General features: G+C 48.5%; 15 protein-coding genes. 8 read left to right on the forward strand and 7 right to left on the reverse strand.

What is annotated here, in order from left to right; translation table 11 throughout:
• Positions 1 to 11: 11 nt before the first annotated feature.
• The 5 genes from EI981_RS07875 (at position 12) to EI981_RS07900 (ending at position 7,747) form a co-directional block, all read left to right on the forward strand.
• Entirely contained in the window at positions 12 to 1,511 is a 1,500-nt protein-coding gene (locus tag EI981_RS07875; protein WP_126996996.1) for a nicotinate phosphoribosyltransferase, read from the forward strand.
• A 72-nt stretch (positions 1,512 to 1,583) separates the two neighbouring features.
• On the forward strand, positions 1,584 to 2,198 hold the full coding sequence (gene nadD, locus EI981_RS07880) for a nicotinate (nicotinamide) nucleotide adenylyltransferase (protein WP_126996998.1): 615 nt from the start codon (positions 1,584 to 1,586) through the stop codon (positions 2,196 to 2,198).
• Between the two features lie 18 nt (positions 2,199 to 2,216).
• Positions 2,217 to 3,035, forward strand: a complete 819-nt coding sequence (nadE, locus tag EI981_RS07885; protein ID WP_126997000.1) for an ammonia-dependent NAD(+) synthetase — start codon at positions 2,217 to 2,219, stop codon at positions 3,033 to 3,035.
• A gap of 542 nt (positions 3,036 to 3,577) precedes the next feature.
• Positions 3,578 to 6,760 carry a glycosyl hydrolase family 18 protein gene (locus EI981_RS28975; protein ID WP_162616131.1) on the forward strand — a complete coding sequence of 1,061 codons (3,183 nt, stop codon included), beginning with the start codon at positions 3,578 to 3,580 and terminating at the stop codon, positions 6,758 to 6,760.
• Between the two features lie 162 nt (positions 6,761 to 6,922).
• Entirely contained in the window at positions 6,923 to 7,747 is an 825-nt protein-coding gene (locus tag EI981_RS07900) for an alpha/beta hydrolase (RefSeq protein WP_126997002.1), read from the forward strand.
• A 68-nt stretch (positions 7,748 to 7,815) separates the two neighbouring features.
• On the opposite strand, the gene kduD is transcribed toward EI981_RS07900, so the two are convergent.
• From kduD to kduI, 3 genes are read right to left on the reverse strand one after another with little or no spacing between them, the layout of a single operon-like run.
• On the reverse strand, positions 7,816 to 8,568 hold the full coding sequence (kduD, locus tag EI981_RS07905; protein ID WP_126997003.1) for a 2-dehydro-3-deoxy-D-gluconate 5-dehydrogenase KduD: 753 nt from the start codon (positions 8,566 to 8,568) through the stop codon (positions 7,816 to 7,818).
• 15 nt (positions 8,569 to 8,583) lie between these two features.
• On the reverse strand, positions 8,584 to 9,366 hold the full coding sequence (locus EI981_RS07910; protein WP_126997005.1) for a DeoR/GlpR family DNA-binding transcription regulator: 783 nt from the start codon (positions 9,364 to 9,366) through the stop codon (positions 8,584 to 8,586).
• 50 nt (positions 9,367 to 9,416) lie between these two features.
• A complete protein-coding gene (gene kduI, locus EI981_RS07915; protein WP_126997007.1) occupies positions 9,417 to 10,250 on the reverse strand; it encodes a 5-dehydro-4-deoxy-D-glucuronate isomerase in 834 nt (277 codons plus the stop codon).
• A gap of 242 nt (positions 10,251 to 10,492) precedes the next feature.
• Here kduI and EI981_RS07920 point away from each other — a divergent pair, with 242 nt between their 5' ends.
• A complete protein-coding gene (locus EI981_RS07920; protein ID WP_126997009.1) occupies positions 10,493 to 12,004 on the forward strand; it encodes an alpha-N-arabinofuranosidase in 1,512 nt (503 codons plus the stop codon).
• Between the two features lie 49 nt (positions 12,005 to 12,053).
• Positions 12,054 to 12,269, forward strand: coding sequence for a DUF6171 family protein (locus tag EI981_RS07925; protein WP_335926343.1), 216 nt, complete (start codon positions 12,054 to 12,056; stop codon positions 12,267 to 12,269).
• Between the two features lie 52 nt (positions 12,270 to 12,321).
• Here EI981_RS07925 and EI981_RS07930 read toward each other — a convergent pair whose 3' ends face one another.
• Positions 12,322 to 13,224, reverse strand: a complete 903-nt coding sequence (locus EI981_RS07930; protein WP_126997013.1) for an ArsR/SmtB family transcription factor — start codon at positions 13,222 to 13,224, stop codon at positions 12,322 to 12,324.
• Positions 13,225 to 13,629: 405 nt separating this feature from the next.
• On the opposite strand from EI981_RS07930, the gene EI981_RS07935 reads away from it, so the two are divergent.
• On the forward strand, positions 13,630 to 14,295 hold the full coding sequence (locus EI981_RS07935; RefSeq protein WP_126997015.1) for a bifunctional 2-keto-4-hydroxyglutarate aldolase/2-keto-3-deoxy-6-phosphogluconate aldolase: 666 nt from the start codon (positions 13,630 to 13,632) through the stop codon (positions 14,293 to 14,295).
• A gap of 90 nt (positions 14,296 to 14,385) precedes the next feature.
• Here the strand turns inward: EI981_RS07935 and EI981_RS07940 are convergent, their stop codons facing one another.
• The 3 genes from EI981_RS07940 to EI981_RS07950 form a co-directional block, all read right to left on the reverse strand.
• A complete protein-coding gene (locus EI981_RS07940; RefSeq protein WP_126997017.1) occupies positions 14,386 to 15,489 on the reverse strand; it encodes a Gfo/Idh/MocA family protein in 1,104 nt (367 codons plus the stop codon).
• Between the two features lie 14 nt (positions 15,490 to 15,503).
• A complete protein-coding gene (locus tag EI981_RS07945; protein ID WP_126997019.1) occupies positions 15,504 to 16,241 on the reverse strand; it encodes a ThuA domain-containing protein in 738 nt (245 codons plus the stop codon).
• 269 nt (positions 16,242 to 16,510) lie between these two features.
• Positions 16,511 to 17,677, reverse strand: a complete 1,167-nt coding sequence (locus EI981_RS07950) for a Gfo/Idh/MocA family protein (protein ID WP_126997021.1) — start codon at positions 17,675 to 17,677, stop codon at positions 16,511 to 16,513.
• Positions 17,678 to 17,861 lie beyond the last annotated feature (184 nt).

Below are 17,861 nucleotides of genomic sequence, written 5' to 3' on the forward strand. Positions count from 1 at the left end.
AGGAATGAGCCATGAAGAACAGTCTTGACAAAGAGATGCGGCCGGCGCCTGACGCTTATGCGGATGACAGCTATGCCCTGCATACCGATAAATATCAAATCAATATGACCCAGGCCTACTGGCAGGATCAAATTCATGAACGTAAGGCCGTATTCGAGGTCTATTTCCGCAAAATTCCTTTCGAGAACGGTTATGCTGTCTTTGCCGGGCTGGAGCGGGTCATCCGGTACCTTCAACAATTTCGCTTCACAAAGAGCGATCTCGATTATTTACGGGAAGACGGATATAGCGAAGAATTCCTAGCTTACTTGGAACAGCTTCGATTTACGGGAAGCGTGCGCTCGATGCAGGAAGGTGAACTCGTCTTCGCCAATGAGCCGATGATGCAGATCGAGGCTCCGCTGGCCGAGGCTCAACTCATTGAGACGGCTCTGCTCAATATGGTCAATTTCCAAACCTTGATTGCAACGAAGGCCTCGCGGATCAAGCAGGTGATCGGCCAAGAGATCAGCATGGAGTTCGGAACCAGACGTGCACAAGAGATGGACGCTGCGATCTGGGGAGCAAGAGCTGCCTATATCGCTGGCTTCGAAGCGACCTCGAACGTCAGGGCCGGCAAGCTGTTCGGCATTCCGACGGTAGGTACCCATGCCCATGCGATGGTTCAAGCATATCGCGATGAATACACCGCCTTTCACAAATATGCGGAAGCCCATAAGGATTGCGTGTTCTTGGTGGATACCTATGATACGCTAAGATCAGGGGTACCTACGGCGATCCAGGTTGCCAAGGAACTTGGCCCGAAGATTAACTTCCTTGGCATCCGTCTCGATAGCGGGGACCTGGCATATTTGTCGAAGGAAGCACGCAAGATGCTTGACGCAGCAGGCTTCAAGCAGGCCAAGATTTACGCGACCAATGATCTGGATGAGCATACGATCATGAACCTGAAAGCGCAGGGGGCGAAGATCGACGTATGGGGAGTTGGAACGAAGCTGATTACGGCTTATGATCAGCCTGCCCTGGGCGCGGTATATAAATTGATCGCCATCGAGGATGAGAATGGCCAAATGCAGGATACGATCAAGATCAGTTCGAATCCGGAGAAAGTAACCACACCTGGCCGCAAGAAAGTGTTCCGTATTATCAATAAAGGCAATCAGAAATCGGAAGGCGATTATATCGCGTTGGTGCATGAGAATCCGCAGCAGGAGGATCCGCTGAAGATGTTCCATCCGGTGCATACCCATGTTGCCAAGTTCGTTACTAATTTCGAAGCACGTGAGCTGCATCATACGATCTTCGAGGCGGGCAAATTGGTCTATAAGTTGCCGGGGCTATCCGAGATTCAGCAATATGCGGCTCAGAACCTGGAGCTGCTATGGGATGAATACAAGCGAATGCTGAATCCGGCCGAGTATCCCGTAGATTTAAGCCAGGCATGCTGGGATAACAAAATGCGGCTGATCGCCGAGATCATGCAGCAGGTCGGCCGAAGAGTCCAAGCATAAGTGCTACTTCAAGATCAAAGAGGGACTTTTTGAACAACCTCTATAAGGGAGAGACAAGGGGAGGAATCGGCGATGGCCAAGATAGGAATCTATGGATCATCCTTTGATCCGATCACGAACGTGCATTTGTGGACGGCAAGTACGGTGATGCATCGTTGCAAGCTGGATCAGGTTATTTTTCTGCCCTGCTCAAGCAAGCGCCCAGACAAGACGTTGCATGTGAGCGATGAGCATCGCTGGAACATGATCGTGATGGCGATCCAGGGGAATGATAGATTTGTTGCCGATGATTATGAAATGAAGCAGCCAGGCTGGGAGATTGCGACGTATATAACGCTTAAGCACTTCAAGGCAAAATATCAGGAAGATGAGATTTATTTTATAATGGGAGCGGATCTGCTGCTTGATATCGGTGAGGGGAAATGGAAAAAATCCAAGGAGCTCATTCGTGAGAACAAGTTCATCGTTATGGCCAGGGATGGGATCAATATGCTCTCGGCGATCAGTAAGTCGCCTATTCTGCGAAATAGTGATGACGGACAAACGTTCCATCTTATCGATAAAGGGCTGGCGATGGAGATCAGCTCCACCTATATCCGTGATGAGTTCAGATTGGGCGGAGAACCGCGCTATCTTATGCCTGATAGTTGCTATTCCTATATTAAAGAGCACCAACTATATAAATAGAGAGGAGCCATCAGCAATATGAGCATTCAACAACAAGTCATTAAAGCGCTGCATGTAAAGCCGGTCATTCAAGCCAAGGAGGAGATCAGACAGCGGGTGGATTTCCTGAAGGCGTACTGCCGCAAGACGAGAGCCAAAGGCTTCGTCCTTGGGATCAGCGGGGGACAGGATTCGACACTTGCCGGACGGTTGGCTCAGCTTGCGGTCGAGGAGCTGCGAGCAGAAGACTATGAAGCGACATTCTATGCGGTTCGCTTGCCTTACGGAACACAGCAGGATGAGGAGGATGCAGCCGAGGCGCTGGCTTTTATCCGGCCGGATCAATCTCTGGTCGTTAACATCCAGGAACCGGTACTCGCTTTTTCCGAGCAGGTCAAGCAATCGTTCGGCCATCCGATGTCTGATTTCAACAAAGGCAATGCTAAGGCACGTATGCGGATGATGGTCCAATACGCAATCGGCGGGGAGACGGGCTGTCTTGTCATCGGTACGGATCATGCAGCAGAGGCTGTAACCGGCTTCTATACGAAATTTGGCGACGGCGGCGCAGACCTTGTACCATTGGCTGGTCTAACGAAGGAGCAGGGGCGTGAACTGCTTAAGGAATTGAATGCGACGGAGCGTCTGTATTTGAAGGTCCCCACCGCTGATTTGCTTGATGACAAGCCACAGCAGTCCGATGAAGCAGAGCTTGGCATTACCTATAAAGCGCTGGACGATTATTTAACGGGCGCAGCAGTAGATGCTAAGACCGAGGCCAGTATTGAGGAACGCTATTTGCGCAGCGAGCATAAGCGTCAGATGCCAGTGGCACCTTATGACGAATGGTGGAAATAGAAAAAAAGTGGGGGGCGATAAACAGTCCCCTACTTTTTTATGATCTGTAACGGAGATGTCCCTTAGAATCGCGGTGCCATGGCGGCTAGTTGCGGTATGGCCCGCGGTGGCTGTGACATCCTTCTTAAATCCATCTTATTTAAGTCATATTTTATTTTCTGTGCCATATAAATACTTTCGTACCAAATCGCAATCTCAGCGTATGTTTCGTATCTCCCCTAGCTTCATTCTGCGAAGTGAAATGCTATATCACCCCATTAACACCCATTTAATTGTTCACTCTAATCAAACCCCATGCCCCACGCCTAAAGGATTTACACTCTAGTTTTGCTGTATTTCCACATACGTGTTCTTTGCTGTATTTATTCCGCAATGTTGTTTTCTCCATATACCAAGCCTATTGACTTACTGCTTCCCACTTGAAAGGGGGTGAGGCCTTGATTTGTGATTCGCAGTATCACTAACGAGAGCATGCCTACTTAACATCAAAGCAAAAAAGCGCAGATAGGGGTACCTGTTGTACAAAAAAAGGAGGAGAATGCATGGTTCACAGCAAGGTATTAAAAAAAGCTGGAATGGCCTGGTTCTGCTTGTTACTGATCATCGGGTCGTTCGTATCCGGTATTGGTGTACAAAATGCAAGCGCAGCCACTCCGAACGGAAACTACAAAATCGTCGGATATTTTCCATCTTGGGGGATTTACGGCCGCAGCTATAATGTTACCGATATCGATGTTTCTAAAATCACGCACATCAACTATGCGTTTGCCGATATTTGTTGGAATGGTAAACATGGTAATGGTTCTACAGCTATAGATAACCCGAACAAAAATACATGGCCTTGTACGGTAACCGGTATACCACTTCAATCCGGTAATGTTCCTAATGGCAGTATCGTACTTGGCGATCCTGATGCCGATGCCTTGCGCCCTACACCTGGCGGGCCAACAACTGGTTGCTGGGCCGATGCGGCTTGCGGTAACTTTGGAGCCTTACGGAATTTGAAGGCAAAAAATCCCCGATTGAAGACGATCCTGTCGGTCGGAGGATGGACATGGTCCAATCGCTTCTCGGATACTGCGGCATCTGATGAAACCCGAAAGAACTTCGCTAAATCCGCCGTCGATGCGCTTCGAGCTTATGGGTTTGATGGGGTTGACCTCGATTGGGAATATCCGAATGTCGAAGCTATCAAAGGTAATAGCTACCGACCGGAGGATAAACAAAACTACACCTTGCTACTCCAAGAAACCCGTAATCAGTTGGATGCAGCAGGAGCCGAAGATGGCAAACAATACCTCCTTACCATCGCTTCCGGAGCGAGTCAAAAATTCGTGGATAACACAGAGCTGGGCAAAATTGCTCAAATCGTCGATTGGATCAATATTATGAGTTATGACTTCCATGGCGGTTCTTTTGAAGATACAACTAGCCATAACACCGGTCTTTATGGTGATCCTAGCGATCCATACTACAGCAACAACTTCTTCGTGGATGGTGCGATCCAAGCTTATAAAAATGCTGGCGTCCCACTGAACAAAATCGTTCTTGGCTTAGAGTTCATGGCTCGCAGTTGGAAGAACTGCCCTCCAGGACCGAATAACGACGGTCAATACCAGACTTGTGCAGCTGATAACAGCTCTGTGTTCAAATGGGCTCCCAACGGAACTTGGGATGATACCAACACAGCAAATACAGGGGTGTTTGATTACGGGGATCTTGCCGCAAACTATGTAAATAAAAATGGGTATACCCGTTATTTCAACAATATTGCCAAGGTTCCTTATCTCTACAATCCAACGACCAAAATCTTCATCTCTTATGATGATATCGAATCCATCGGTTATAAGACCGAATACATCAAGAACAATTATCTTGGCGGTGCCATGATCTGGGAATTCAGCTCTGATTGTCGCACAAGTCCAAAATTCAACTGTACAGGACCTAAGCTGTTAGATAAGGTTGCTGGTGACCTGAGTCAAGCTACACCACCAACCGATACCACACCACCAACTGCTCCAACGAATTTAGTTGATGCGGGCCACGGCGACAAGAAAGTCACATTAAGCTGGAACCCTTCGACGGATAATGTAGGTGTTATGGCTTATGATGTTTATAAAAATGGTACGCTCGTTCAGTCAGTTGACGGAGCAACAACAACCGCACTCATCAAAGGATTAACAGGCAGCACAACGTATATCTTTACGGTCAAAGCGAGAGATGCGGCTGGCAACTCTTCCGCAGCCAGCAATGCCCTTTCGGTCACCACTTCACCGCCAATCCTCGATAATGAACCTCCAACCACTCCGACCAATCTCACTGCCTTAGCCAAAACAAAAACGACGGTCAAGCTAAGTTGGGGTGCTTCAACCGATAACGACGATATCGCTGGCTACGACATTTACCAGAATGGCACACTTGTTAAATCAACTGATGGCACAACGGAGACCATCACTGGACTCTCTCCAGGAACTACTTACAACTTCTATGTTATTGCTAGAGATCTGTCTGGTAACCCTTCTGCCCCTAGTGACTCTATCTCTGTGACGACGCCTACCGATCCTGTCTTCCCTGCATGGCAACCTAATACTGCGTATACAGTCGGAGTTTATGTTACTTATAACGGGAACCTCTACAAATGTACTTATGCCCACACTTCCATCCAAGGTTGGGAGCCTTCTGCCGCTCCAACATTATGGCAGCTTCAATCTGCTCCACCTGCAGATACGCAACCACCAAGCGCGCCTGCGAATCTTACCATCACTGCACAAACATCAACATCCGCTACATTAACATGGACAGCATCTACCGATAATATCGGTGTAACAGGATATGACATCTATCAAGGTTCGAATCTGATCGGCAGCTCTACGACAACAACTTTTACCGTAACAGGTCTTCCAGCAGGCAGTGCCGTATCCTTTTACGTAAAGGCGAAAGACGCGGCGGGCAATGTGTCAGCAGCCAGCAACGTCGTGACTACGACACCAACGGCACCGGATACTGTTCCTCCTACCGCTCCTGCAAATCTGACCTCCACGACAAAAACTCAAACAAGCGTAACCCTGGCTTGGGGAGCTTCCACAGATAACGTGGGTGTTACAGGTTACGACGTCTATAACGGTTCCACGCTGGCGGCTTCCGTGAACGGTACGACACTTACGGCGGTTATTAATAATCTATCTCCAAACACGACTTATACCTTTACAGTCATAGCCAAAGACGCGGCGGGCAACGTCTCGGCAGCTAGCAATGTCGCAACAGTCACTACCGATGCAGCGTCTCCTACAGATACTGTTCCTCCTACCGCTCCTGCAAATCTGACCTCGACGGCAAAAACTCAAACAAGCGTAACCCTGGCTTGGGAAGCTTCCACAGATAACGTGGGTGTTACAGGCTACGATGTCTATAACGGTTCCACGCTGGCGGCTTCTGTGAACGGTACGACTCTTACGGCGGTTATTAATAATCTATCTCCAAACACGACTTATACCTTTACAGTTATAGCCAAAGACGCAGCGGGCAACGTCTCAGTAGCTAGTAATGTCGTGACAGTTACAACCGATGCCTCTACGCCAACCGTTGATGCATGGGTGGCCAATAAGGCATACGTCAAAGACGATTTGGTGACCTATAACGGAAAAGTGTATAAATGCCTACAGCCACATACGTCGCTTGTTGGTTGGGAACCTGCGAATGTGCCTGCTTTATGGAGCCTTCAATAAATCGAGTAGGAGGGGGCGGCACAGTTCCGTCCTCTCCCCCTTGGGAGTGGGGCATAAAAATGATTTTCCACATTCTAGGCCCTTTTTAGGGCTTTTTTTCATTCTCCTTAAGTAACAATTTGCAGTATAATGAGGGATATACGGCATAGAGGAGAGGACAAGATGATCGAGAAAATCGTTGAAATATGGGATCAAGGTACATATGCTGGACAACTGGAGGACGGTTTTACCCCTAAGATGGAGACTTACATTTTAAAAGGCGAGCAAAAAAGAGGGGCGGTTCTTATCTGTCCCGGCGGTGGCTATGGATTCACATCTGAGCGTGAAGCTGAACCGATCGCTCTAGAGTTCAATGCAGCCGGGTTCCATGCCTTTGTATTGTATTATAGTGTAGCCCCAAGGAAGCACCCGCAACCATTGCTGGACGTGTCCAGAGCAATTCGTATTCTTCGGGAGAATGCGGAAGAATGGAATATTCTTACCGATAAGATTGCGGTCTGTGGATTTTCCGCTGGCGGGCACTTGGCAGCAAGCCTAGGAGTTCACTGGGATAACCCGCTGCTTCAGGATAAACAGGACCAGGACGCGGACATTTATCGGCCGAATGCATTAATTCTGAGCTATCCGGTTATATCCGGCGGGGAGCATGCGCATCGGGGCTCTTTTGACAATCTGTTAGGTGAGGATCCGGAGGAAGTGCTGCTTACTGAGATGTCTTTGGAGGAGCAGGTGAGTGAGAAGACGCCACCGGCGTTCATCTGGCATACATTTGAGGATACGGCGGTTCCGGTGGAGAACAGTCTGCTATTTGCCCAGGCGATGCGCAGACATGGCATTCCATTTGAATTGCACATCTATCCGGAAGGACCGCATGGATTATCGCTGGCTACCAAGCTTACGGCTACAAATGAAGGGCAGATCGATCCTCATGTGGCAACCTGGAAGGATCTGTGCATCCAATGGTTAAGTCGTCTCTTTGCCTTATAATTTTATAAAATAAAAAAGAGCTGCCTCAGTCATTATGACTGCAGGCAGCTCTTTGATTTAGCAGGAGATTATCTTGCCATCCATCCGCCATCGACACATAGAACGTGACCGTTCAGGTAATCAGAAGCCGAGGAAGCCAGGAATACGGCAGGACCCTTCACGTCGTCAGGAGTTCCCCAACGTCCTGCAGGAATTCTCTCGGTAATCGAAGCAGTTCTCTCTTCGTTCGCCAGGATTGGAGCAGTATTGTTAGTAGCCATATAACCAGGAGCAATACCGTTGATTTGTAGACCACTTGCTGCCCACTCATTGGCAAATGCTTTCGTCAGACCCGCTACACCGTGCTTGGACGCTGTATAGCCTGGTACATTAATTCCACCTTGGTAGGAGAGCATCGAGCAAATGTTAATCATTTTGCCGCTGCCTCTCTCAATCATGTGTCTGCCAACGATTTGTGACAGAAGGAACACAGTGTTGAGGTTAATATCAATAACGTCAAACCAATCTTTCTCGCTGTGATCCTTAGCTGGAGTACGACGAATAATCCCGGCATTGTTCACAAGAATATCTACATGTCCGGTCAGTTCAAGAGCCTTGTCGAAAGTTTGTTGCAAAATAGAATGATCGCTTAAGTCAACAGTAATATCGAGGGCTTTGCGGCCTAATGCTTGAGCGGCCTTTACAGTCTCTTCGCTGGAGCTGTAGGAAGCACTTACAATGTCTGCTCCTGCTTCCGCGAGTCCTAGTGCAATGCCTTGGCCCAGTCCGCCGGCTGCGCCGGTCACAAGAGCAGTCTTGCCGGATAGATCGAATAATTTCATTAGAATAACTCTCCTTTATGAATTGGACTCACCTTGTTCGTAGCCGCTGGTCAAAATTCGGATTCCCATATCCCTGTAAGGTTTAGCAATCTCGGCTGTAAGTCCGCGGTCGGTTATGATTGCGCTGATCTCATCGAGGGATGCAAAGGTCCGCAGAGCGGATTGTCCGAATTTATGATGATCGATAACGGCAAACGTCTCACGGGCGGTATCGATTAATGCGCGCTTGAAATCAATTAAATCACCGGTATATATGGATAGGCCATGTTCTGGATGAACGCCTGTCGTCGATATGAATGCTTTCTGAATATTGAGCTGCCGGACGTATGAGTTCGCTTCCGACCCGGCGAGCATATTGCGAACCCGATATCCTCCGGGAACGACGAGAAGGATCTGGTCTTTAGTTGCAAGCTCACTGATGATATAGACGTCGTTGGTAACTACCGTAAGCGGCTGATTATCCAGACGGCGTGCAATTTCAAGCGTTGTGCTGCCACCGTCAAGGGCGATAATGTCATTTCTGGCGATATGGCGGATCGCTTCATAGGCGATCTCAACTTTGGCGTCTGCATTTTTGGCAATCGGTTCTTTGGAAGGCAGGATACCGAATTGATCGTCCTGGGCAAGAATCGCTCCTCCATGGATACGGCGAATCAGCCCCTGTTCCTCCAATTTAGACAGATCCTCACGGATCGTCTTCCCTGTTACCTGCAGTCGCTCGCTCAGCTCTGCTACCGTAACCTCTTTATTCATCAACAATACTTCCATGATCTTCTCGTAGCGACGGATCGGGTTCATCTAAACATAGCCTCATTTCTTTTCAAACATCTGAACTCTTACTTGAACCTTTATTTTAACTCTTTCATATCTACTGGGTCCATATCAGAATAGATTTTGTTGTCTCCAGCCATGCTCCAGATGAAGGCGTAGTTGCTTGTGCCAACACCACTATGCACAGACCAGCTAGGGGAGATAACAGCTTCATCATTTCTCATAACGATATGTCTTGTCTCAGTAGGCTCACCCATCATGTGGACGACTACAGCATCCTCAGGAAGGTCGAAGTACACATAGGCTTCCATCCGACGAGGGTGCACGTGAGCTGGCATCGTATTCCACATATTGCCCGGCTTGAGGATGGTCAAACCCATAACCAACTGCGAGCTTTGAATTCCGTTCTCGTGAATGAAGCGATAGATTCTACGTTCGTTAGAATTTGTGATGGAACCCAGTTCAGCGGATTCTGAATCTTCGAGCGTAGCTTTGGCGGTAGGGAATTCTTTATGAGCCGGAGCGGAGTTCAAATAGAACTTAGCTGGCTTTGCAGCGTCCTTGCTGTTGAAAATAACTTCTTTGCTGCCCATGCCTACGAATAAGCATTCTTTATTATCCAATTCGTATACCGTTCCGTCTACAGTAACGCTTCCTGCTCCGCCGATATTAATGATACCAAGCTCGCGGCGCTCCAGGAAGAAAGATACACCGAGTTCTTTCAGATCCGTCTCCAATCTAACTGCTTCATTAACCGGATGTGCTCCGCCAATGATCATACGGTCTTCATGAGTTAATACGAGTTCTAGTTTGTTAGCTGTAAATAAAGTTGGAATATGAAATTCCTTGCGCAGGCGCTCCGTATCGAATTGCTTAACCTCATTTGGATGAGAAGCATAACGTCTTTCCATGTAAATAGTCCCCTTTACAAAATAATAAGTTCTTTAATGTTCAATTTACTCCATTTACGTTCATTTATCAAGTTCATTTTGGTTTATTAATAAGTTTATTTTAGTTGTACGTGAAAATTGTTGAGATTCGATATGTAATAAGCATGGACTGCATTGACGAATTTGTAAGAGCTTTATTATAATATTAATAATTATATTTATTAATTAATATATTTATTAATCAAATGAAGGGACGGGAGACAATGGCTTCTAGTGCTGTGTTAAATGCAGATTTACGAAAAGGACTTATCCATAAAGAGATTTACGGACATTTCTCCGAGCATTTGGGCAGAGGGATCTATGAAGGCATCTGGATGGGCGAGGATTCACCAATTCCGAATACCAGGGGGATTAGAAACGATGTGTTGAAAGCGCTACAGCGCATCAAGATCCCGGTCTTGCGGTGGCCAGGCGGTTGTTTTGCAGATGATTACCATTGGGAGGATGGGATTGGTCTGCGAGAGACACGTAAACAAATGATTAACAAGTTATGGGGAGGTGCTGTCGAAAATAACCATTTCGGGACTCACGAGTTTATGATGTTGTGTGATTTGCTTGGCTGTGACGCTTACATAAATGGAAATGTAGGCAGCGGGACAGTGCGGGAAATGTCTGAATGGGTAGAGTATCTAACGTTCGGCGGGGAGTCTCCAATGTCTTCCATGCGTGCAGCGAACGGACGGGCGGAGCCGTGGACGGTGAAATATTGGGGTGTTGGCAACGAGAGCTGGGGCTGTGGCGGTAATATGCGCCCGGAATATTATGCGGATCTATATCGTCAGTATCAAACCTACGTCCGCAATTACGGCGAGAATAAGATTCATCGGATCGCCTGTGGTCCTAATGGGAATGATTATGGCTGGATGGAAGTTCTCATGCGCGAAGCGTCTTCATTCATGGATTCGATTACACTGCATTATTATACGATTCTGGGCCCGAACTGGGAGAATAAAGGAGACGCAACCGGTTTTAATACGGATGAATGGTTCACTACACTGGAGCAAGCTCTGCATATGGACGAGCTGATTACTCGGCATAGTGCGATTATGGACCAATATGATCCTGATAAGCGTATCGGACTGATCGTAGATGAATGGGGAACCTGGTACAATAGCGAGCCAGGATCAATGCCGGGTTATCTGTATCAGCAGAACTCCATCCGCGATGCGCTGGTTGCCGGCGTTACCCTCAACATTTTTCATCAGCACAATGATCGGGTAAGAATGGCGAATATCGCGCAAATGGTCAATGTGCTGCAAGCGTTGATCTTGACGGAAGGGGAGCGAATGCTCTTGACGCCAACCTATCATGTATTTGATATGTTCAAAGTGCATCAGGATGCGGAGAGAGTCGAATTCACTTGCGAGAGTGAAGTTTATCATCATAATGGCCGGGATATCCCCGCCGTATCGGCTTCGGCCTCCGTGGATCAGGAAGATACTATCCATATAAGTCTGTGTAATCTGAACCATGCGGTTGACAGTGACCTGACTATCGATCTGCGTGGCCTAGATGAGAGGAGCGAGGGACTCAGCGTATCTGGTACTATATTAGCCGCTGCCGAGATCGACGCCCACAACACGTTTGAACATCCGGACCAGGTTGTTCCACAGCCTTTTAATGCCTATGTACTAGAGGGCAGAAAACTGAAGGTTCAATTGCCGCCTATGTCAGTCACGGTGCTGGAGATCAAGCAGCAAGTGGCAAAGATATAGGATGGATACACGAAATAACGAATGCAAAGGCTGTCAGGAGGAGTACAAGGTGACAGAGGAGAGCATCCAGCGTCTGTTGGCCTCTCCTCTGTTCACCTCCGATCAATGTGTAGATGATGAGGTATATAATGAGCGGCTGCGAATTTGCAATGGCTGTGCCAAGCTGCAGAATGGGATAAACTGTACCATCTGCGGTTGCATCATTCCTGTTGCCGCCAAGCTCAAGCGGAAGAGCTGTACGCTGCCGGGCGGCGCGTTGTGGTGAACGGTGCATAACCCAAGAAGCGCTAGCTCTTTGTGCGGCTAGATGGCGGGGTTCAAGTGTAATAAAGTTCTGATATAAGATGCTCGTTATAATTGCCGAAGCCTTTGCCAAACAGCGTAAGGCCGCCAATATGACGGGCATCTTCTTCTACAGAAAGCCTGAAGGTCCATTGCTTTCCACGGATATTCACGTCATTTAGCGTGATCTCTGAAATTTGCATGCTGTCGATAAACGTACCTTCCTTCGTAATGCGAAGCTGCTTAAGCAAGCCGTATTGGTTAATGTGATTCGCCCACCAATTTGGGGTATACTTTCCGCGCTGATCGCCGAAATCTCCAGGGCTTGTCCAGGAGCCGAGCTTGACTTCATTCAAGGTGAAGGTAATATCTGAAGGCCAGTCATTGTTCGTCTCCGGGGCTTCTGAAGCGATTTCCATCGAGATGACCAGCTCCTCCGGGTTCTGGCTCGCTAGCAGGAAGTTAGGAATTTTATATTCAACATAGCCTTTCCCGAACCAGAGGATGCCGGCATTCATTCGCTCGTGATCCCAGAAGAAGCGGGGGTCATCGAAGCCGCCGATCATATGCTCGGTCGTAGCTAGGCCGCAGGTCGGCTCGATCTGGAAGTCAGAATAATGGCCTACCGGAATTTCCGTGCGGTAGCTTTTTCGTTCGTTCTGCACTTTATTGGGGAAAATAATCTCGATGCCGTCAGCGGACAAGGTGCATATTTTCTGCAGACCGCTACGTCCAGGGGCCATATGACTGCTGATGAGGTTAGCGTTCTCCAGCTTGCGAACATGCATCGTCATTATGGCGCTGCTTAAATTCAGAGCCTCTGCGAGCTCTTTGATATTCATCGGCTTCTCGGCTAGTAGAGTCATGATCCTCAGACGAACAGAGCTGGACAGCGCTTCGTAGACAGGCAATGACCGTTCGGTAAGATCCAGTTTCATGGCGAGCCTCCTCATACGATTAATATATATGTTAATTATTAATGATTATATTAGGTATACTCCCGTTTTTCAATGTGGTAAGCGTTAGGTATTGCTATAGAAATGAGATAGGGCCGTGAAGGCTGGATTCCTCCCAATAACGAGACGTAGTTGTTAGCGTTAATAAGCTGCTGTTATTGAGCAAATAACGCTCAGTAGTCTTGCAAGCCAGAAATAAACTGTGGATATACAGCCCAAAATGGAGTATTGTGGATTTATGAACGGAAATGAACCCGTTTAGGTTCAAAAGAAACGGCCGAGAAGGAAAATTCATTATCGGAAAGTCTGTTTTTTGAGAGAGATATGTTTTGTCCTTTAGGCAACGATCAAAATCCAGAAGATACATGAGGGTGAGGAGAAACGATTATGAAGAAAATCCAGCTGATCCAGAAGATTGCGCAAGAAGGTGTCGTTGCAGTGCTTCGCGCTGATACGGCAGAGGAAGTTGTCGCTATGGCCGAGGAAGCGATCGCCGGCGGAATTAAAGTAATTGAGATTACGATGACAGTTCCATTTGCGTTGAAAGCGATTGAGGAATTGTCCCGCAAATATAAATCAAATTCAACGGATGAGGCCACTTATGCGATTATTGGTGTAGGGACGGTCCTGGATGCTGAGACAGCTCGTGCCGCCATTCTTAGCGGTGCAGAATTCGTAGTGTCTCCGTTCCTCAGCCCTGAGACGGTCACATTGTGCAACAGATATCGTGTTCCAGTAATGCCGGGAACAATGACTATTAAGGAAATTAACGAGGCGCTCGAGCTTGGAGCCGACATCGTGAAGCTGTTCCCAGGCAACCTGTACGAGCCATCCGTAATTAAAGCCATCAAGGGTCCATTGCCACAGGCTAACATTATGCCAACCGGTGGAGTATCACTGGATAATCTGGGCGAGTGGATCAAAGCCGGTGCCGTTGCCGTAGGGATCGGCTCCGATCTGACGAACGAAGCAGTGAAGAACAAGGACTTCTCGTTGGTCCGCAAGAAGGCTGCAGCTTACGTGGATGCTTATCGCCAAGCAAAAGGCATCTAATGAAGTAATTAGACCCATAAGAAAGAGAGCGAGCCCCGGCCGTTTAGGCCGGGAATCTCGCTCTTTTTTTTGGATAATGTGTATATTCCGTTAATCTAAAGTATAAGGCTGAAGCTCTTGCGGTAACGGCGCCGGGCGGATACAGGTACTCTGCATTTGATAATATTGCCCAGAGTCCGAGGAATCATGGAAGCCCCACATCGCTTCGAGCACATGGTAAGCCATCTCTCCATTGGCACGGTGCGGGCGACCGGATTGCAGGGCATAGGCCATATCGGCGACGCCTATCCCTCGAGTATTCTCGCTATACCCGGCCAACAGCGGGACCTCAGTCCATTCGGTCTCTCCGAGCTTGCGATACTTGACTGGACCGCCGAACGTGTTCGGGTCGGGAACGAGCATCGTTCCGTCCGTCCCATGAATCTCTATCGGAGGCAAACTACTGCCGCCAAAAATATCGAAGCTCATGATCAGCGATGCAATTGCACCACTGTCGAATTCAAGCGTTCCGGCAACATGAGTAGGTATTTCCACAGGGATTTTCTTGCCGTTCTTCTTCTCACTTGAGATTGTCCGCTCCTGCAGAGCCATTCCAGTAATTCCAGCGATCCTCGAGATAGGGCCCAGCAATTGAATCAGCGCTGTCAAATAATAAGGCCCCATGTCAAACATCGGTCCTCCGCCATGGGCGTAGTAGAATTCCGGATCGGGATGCCAGTGTTCATGTCCCCGGCTCATCATGAAGGCTGTCGCTGATACCGGACGACCAATTGCCCCGTCTTCGATCAGCTTCAGCGCCGTCTGAATACCCGCTCCAAGGAAGGTCTCCGGTGCACTGCCTACGAGTAGTCCTCTCTGCGCCGCAGCTTGTAGAATACGCTGCCCTTCTTCGCGCGTAACCGCCAGTGGCTTCTCTACATACACATGTTTGCCGGCTTCAAGCGCCCTTAGGCATATCTCCGCATGAGCCGCCGGAATGGTCAGATTAATAATAATCGAAATATCCGGGTCGCTGAGCAGTTCCTCGGCAGAGCATGCGCGGGGAATGTTGTATTTAGCGGCTTGCGCCTTGGCCCGTTCCAAATCAAGGTCAGCGCAGGCGCTCAGCTCAAGAACTCCGAACCTGGCGCAATTCTCCATATATATGTCGCTAATTTTGCCGCATCCAATAATGCCAACCTTCACGCTGTTCATGTTCATTTCCCCTCTTATGCGTTGTTGTATTGATTGTCACCCATGCCTGTGTATGCTTTGCCGCTCAAGGCTGCTCCATCGTTAAGCGCCAGCCGCTTGCCCTCGGCCGCCCAGAGCATTCCACGGGTCATCAACTCCTTCACTGGTGGAAGATCGACGATGTCGGCATGGTGTCCAAGAGAGTTATAATATACTCTTCCCAGCCCCCAACGCTTCGTCCACACGACAGGCATATCCACCGCTTTGTTCAGACGATGCGGACCGTCAATGACAGGGAATCGAGTCGTAGCTAATACTTCAACGGCGGGATCAACATGCAAATAATATTGCTCTGTACTAACCATGAAATCAGACACGCCTTCGACGAGTGGGCTAGAGGAGGATTTGATCTCTACCTTGTACTCTACACCATCATTGCCCGGATGAGCTACCCATTGCCCGCCGGTCATAAATTGCCAATCTACATTATTGCGGAAGGAGTCGCACATGCCGCCATGGCATCCGGCTAATCCAGTTCCGGCCTGAACCGCTGCCGATACATTGTTAACGAGCTCCTGAGAGATCTCTCCCATCGTCCATACGGGAACGATCAGATCAAGCCCGAGCAATTTCTCGGCATCTGCATATGCATCAAGCGTGTCGGCAACCTCAACCTCGAATTGATGCTCCAGAAGAGCGTTTTTGAAGATGGTCGCTACCTGCTCTGGTTCATGTCCGTCCCAGCCGCCCCAAACGATCAATGCCTTTTTCATATTATCTATCTCCTTATATAGAGGTTGTTTAAAAAGTCCCCCTTTGATCACGAAGTAGCACGGGTAGCTTAATCGGCATCGAATCTTGAATTCAGCCGGGCCTAAGCATATACTTACGAAGACATGTTTCCTACGGAAACATCTCAGGTGCTCACGTACTCCCTACGTACGCTCCGCTCCTCAGCCCCTAGCTTCATCCAACCTTCTCGGTGCTGAAAGTCTGACTTTTTAAACACGCATTTTATAGTAAACATATTTTGCTACTTATCTTACATTTCAGCGATCATGACCCAGCGCCGCTGTTCAATCGAACGTTCGACGGCTTCGAGTACGGCTTGGCATTTCACCCCGTCCAGGAAATTGGGCACAGGCTGTCGGCCTTCGCGAATCGCATCTGTAAGCTCCAACACTTCATGAATAAATGTATGCTCGAAGCCAATCGTATGGCCTGGAGGCCACCAGGCTTCTGCGTAAGCATGGGCCGGATCGGTTGCGAGAACACGCCGGAATCCCTGCACATCCTCATCATCCGAGTTGAAATAAACCTCCAGCTCATTCATTCGCTCAAAATCGAATTTGACGCTGCCCAGACTGCCGTTGATCTCAAATGAATTCGTAGAACGATGGCCCGCGGCAAACCGCGTTGCCTCAAAGCTGCCTAAAGCACCATCAGCAAATTTGGCCATGAAGAGGGTAGCATCGTCAACAGTAACCTGACCTCTAGGCGCATTTGGATTGGTACTGCCTGTAGCACTAAGTCCAGTCATCTCTTCAGCAAGCGGACGTTCTTTAATAAATGTCTCACTCATACCGATGACTTCATCGATATCCCCGATAAGATAATGGGACAAGTCGATTAAATGTGCACCCAGATCACCGAGTGAACCGGAACCGGCAATATCCTTCTGCAGCCTCCACACTAATGGAAATTCAGGGTCCATAATCCAATCCTGCAGGAACCAGGACCGGAAATGATAAATTTTGCCCAGCCTGCCGCTCTCCACTAGCTTCTTGGCAAGCTTCACTGCAGGGGAGAAGCGGTAATTGAAGCCGATCATATGGGCGACGCCAGCATCTTCTGCAGCTTGAAGCATCTCCCGGGAGTCTGCTAATGAAAGCGCTAACGGTTTCTCGCAGAAAATATGCTTGCCAGCCTTCGCAGCGGCCAGGGCAATCTCTTTATGAGCATTGCTTGGCGCGTTAATATCAATTAAATCGATGTCATCCCGGGCGACAAGCTGTCTCCAGTCGGTTGCAATCTCCGACCATCCTAATCTGGAAGCCGCTTCTGCGACCGCTTGTTCATTTCTTCCGCATAGTACAGCCATTTCTGGCTTGAGCGCCTGTGGAAAAAACATAGGCAGAGCACGATAAGCATTACTATGGGCCTTGCCCATAAATTTGTAGCCGATCATCCCGACACGAAGCTGGTTCATATCATCCCTCCATAAGTCATAATAGTACGAGTTCAAAAAGGCTGGTTTTCAGCACCGAGAAGGTTGGATAAAGCCAGGGACGAAAGGAGCGGAGCGTAGGCAAAACCTACGTGAGCACCGGAAGGCCCGGCTGAATTCAAGATTCGATGCCGAATAAGCTTTCAGTGTTACTTCGTGTTAGATA

It is taken from the genome of Paenibacillus lutimineralis, assembly GCF_003991425.1.
GTDB classification, from domain to species: Bacteria; Bacillota; Bacilli; order Paenibacillales; family Paenibacillaceae; genus Fontibacillus; species Fontibacillus lutimineralis.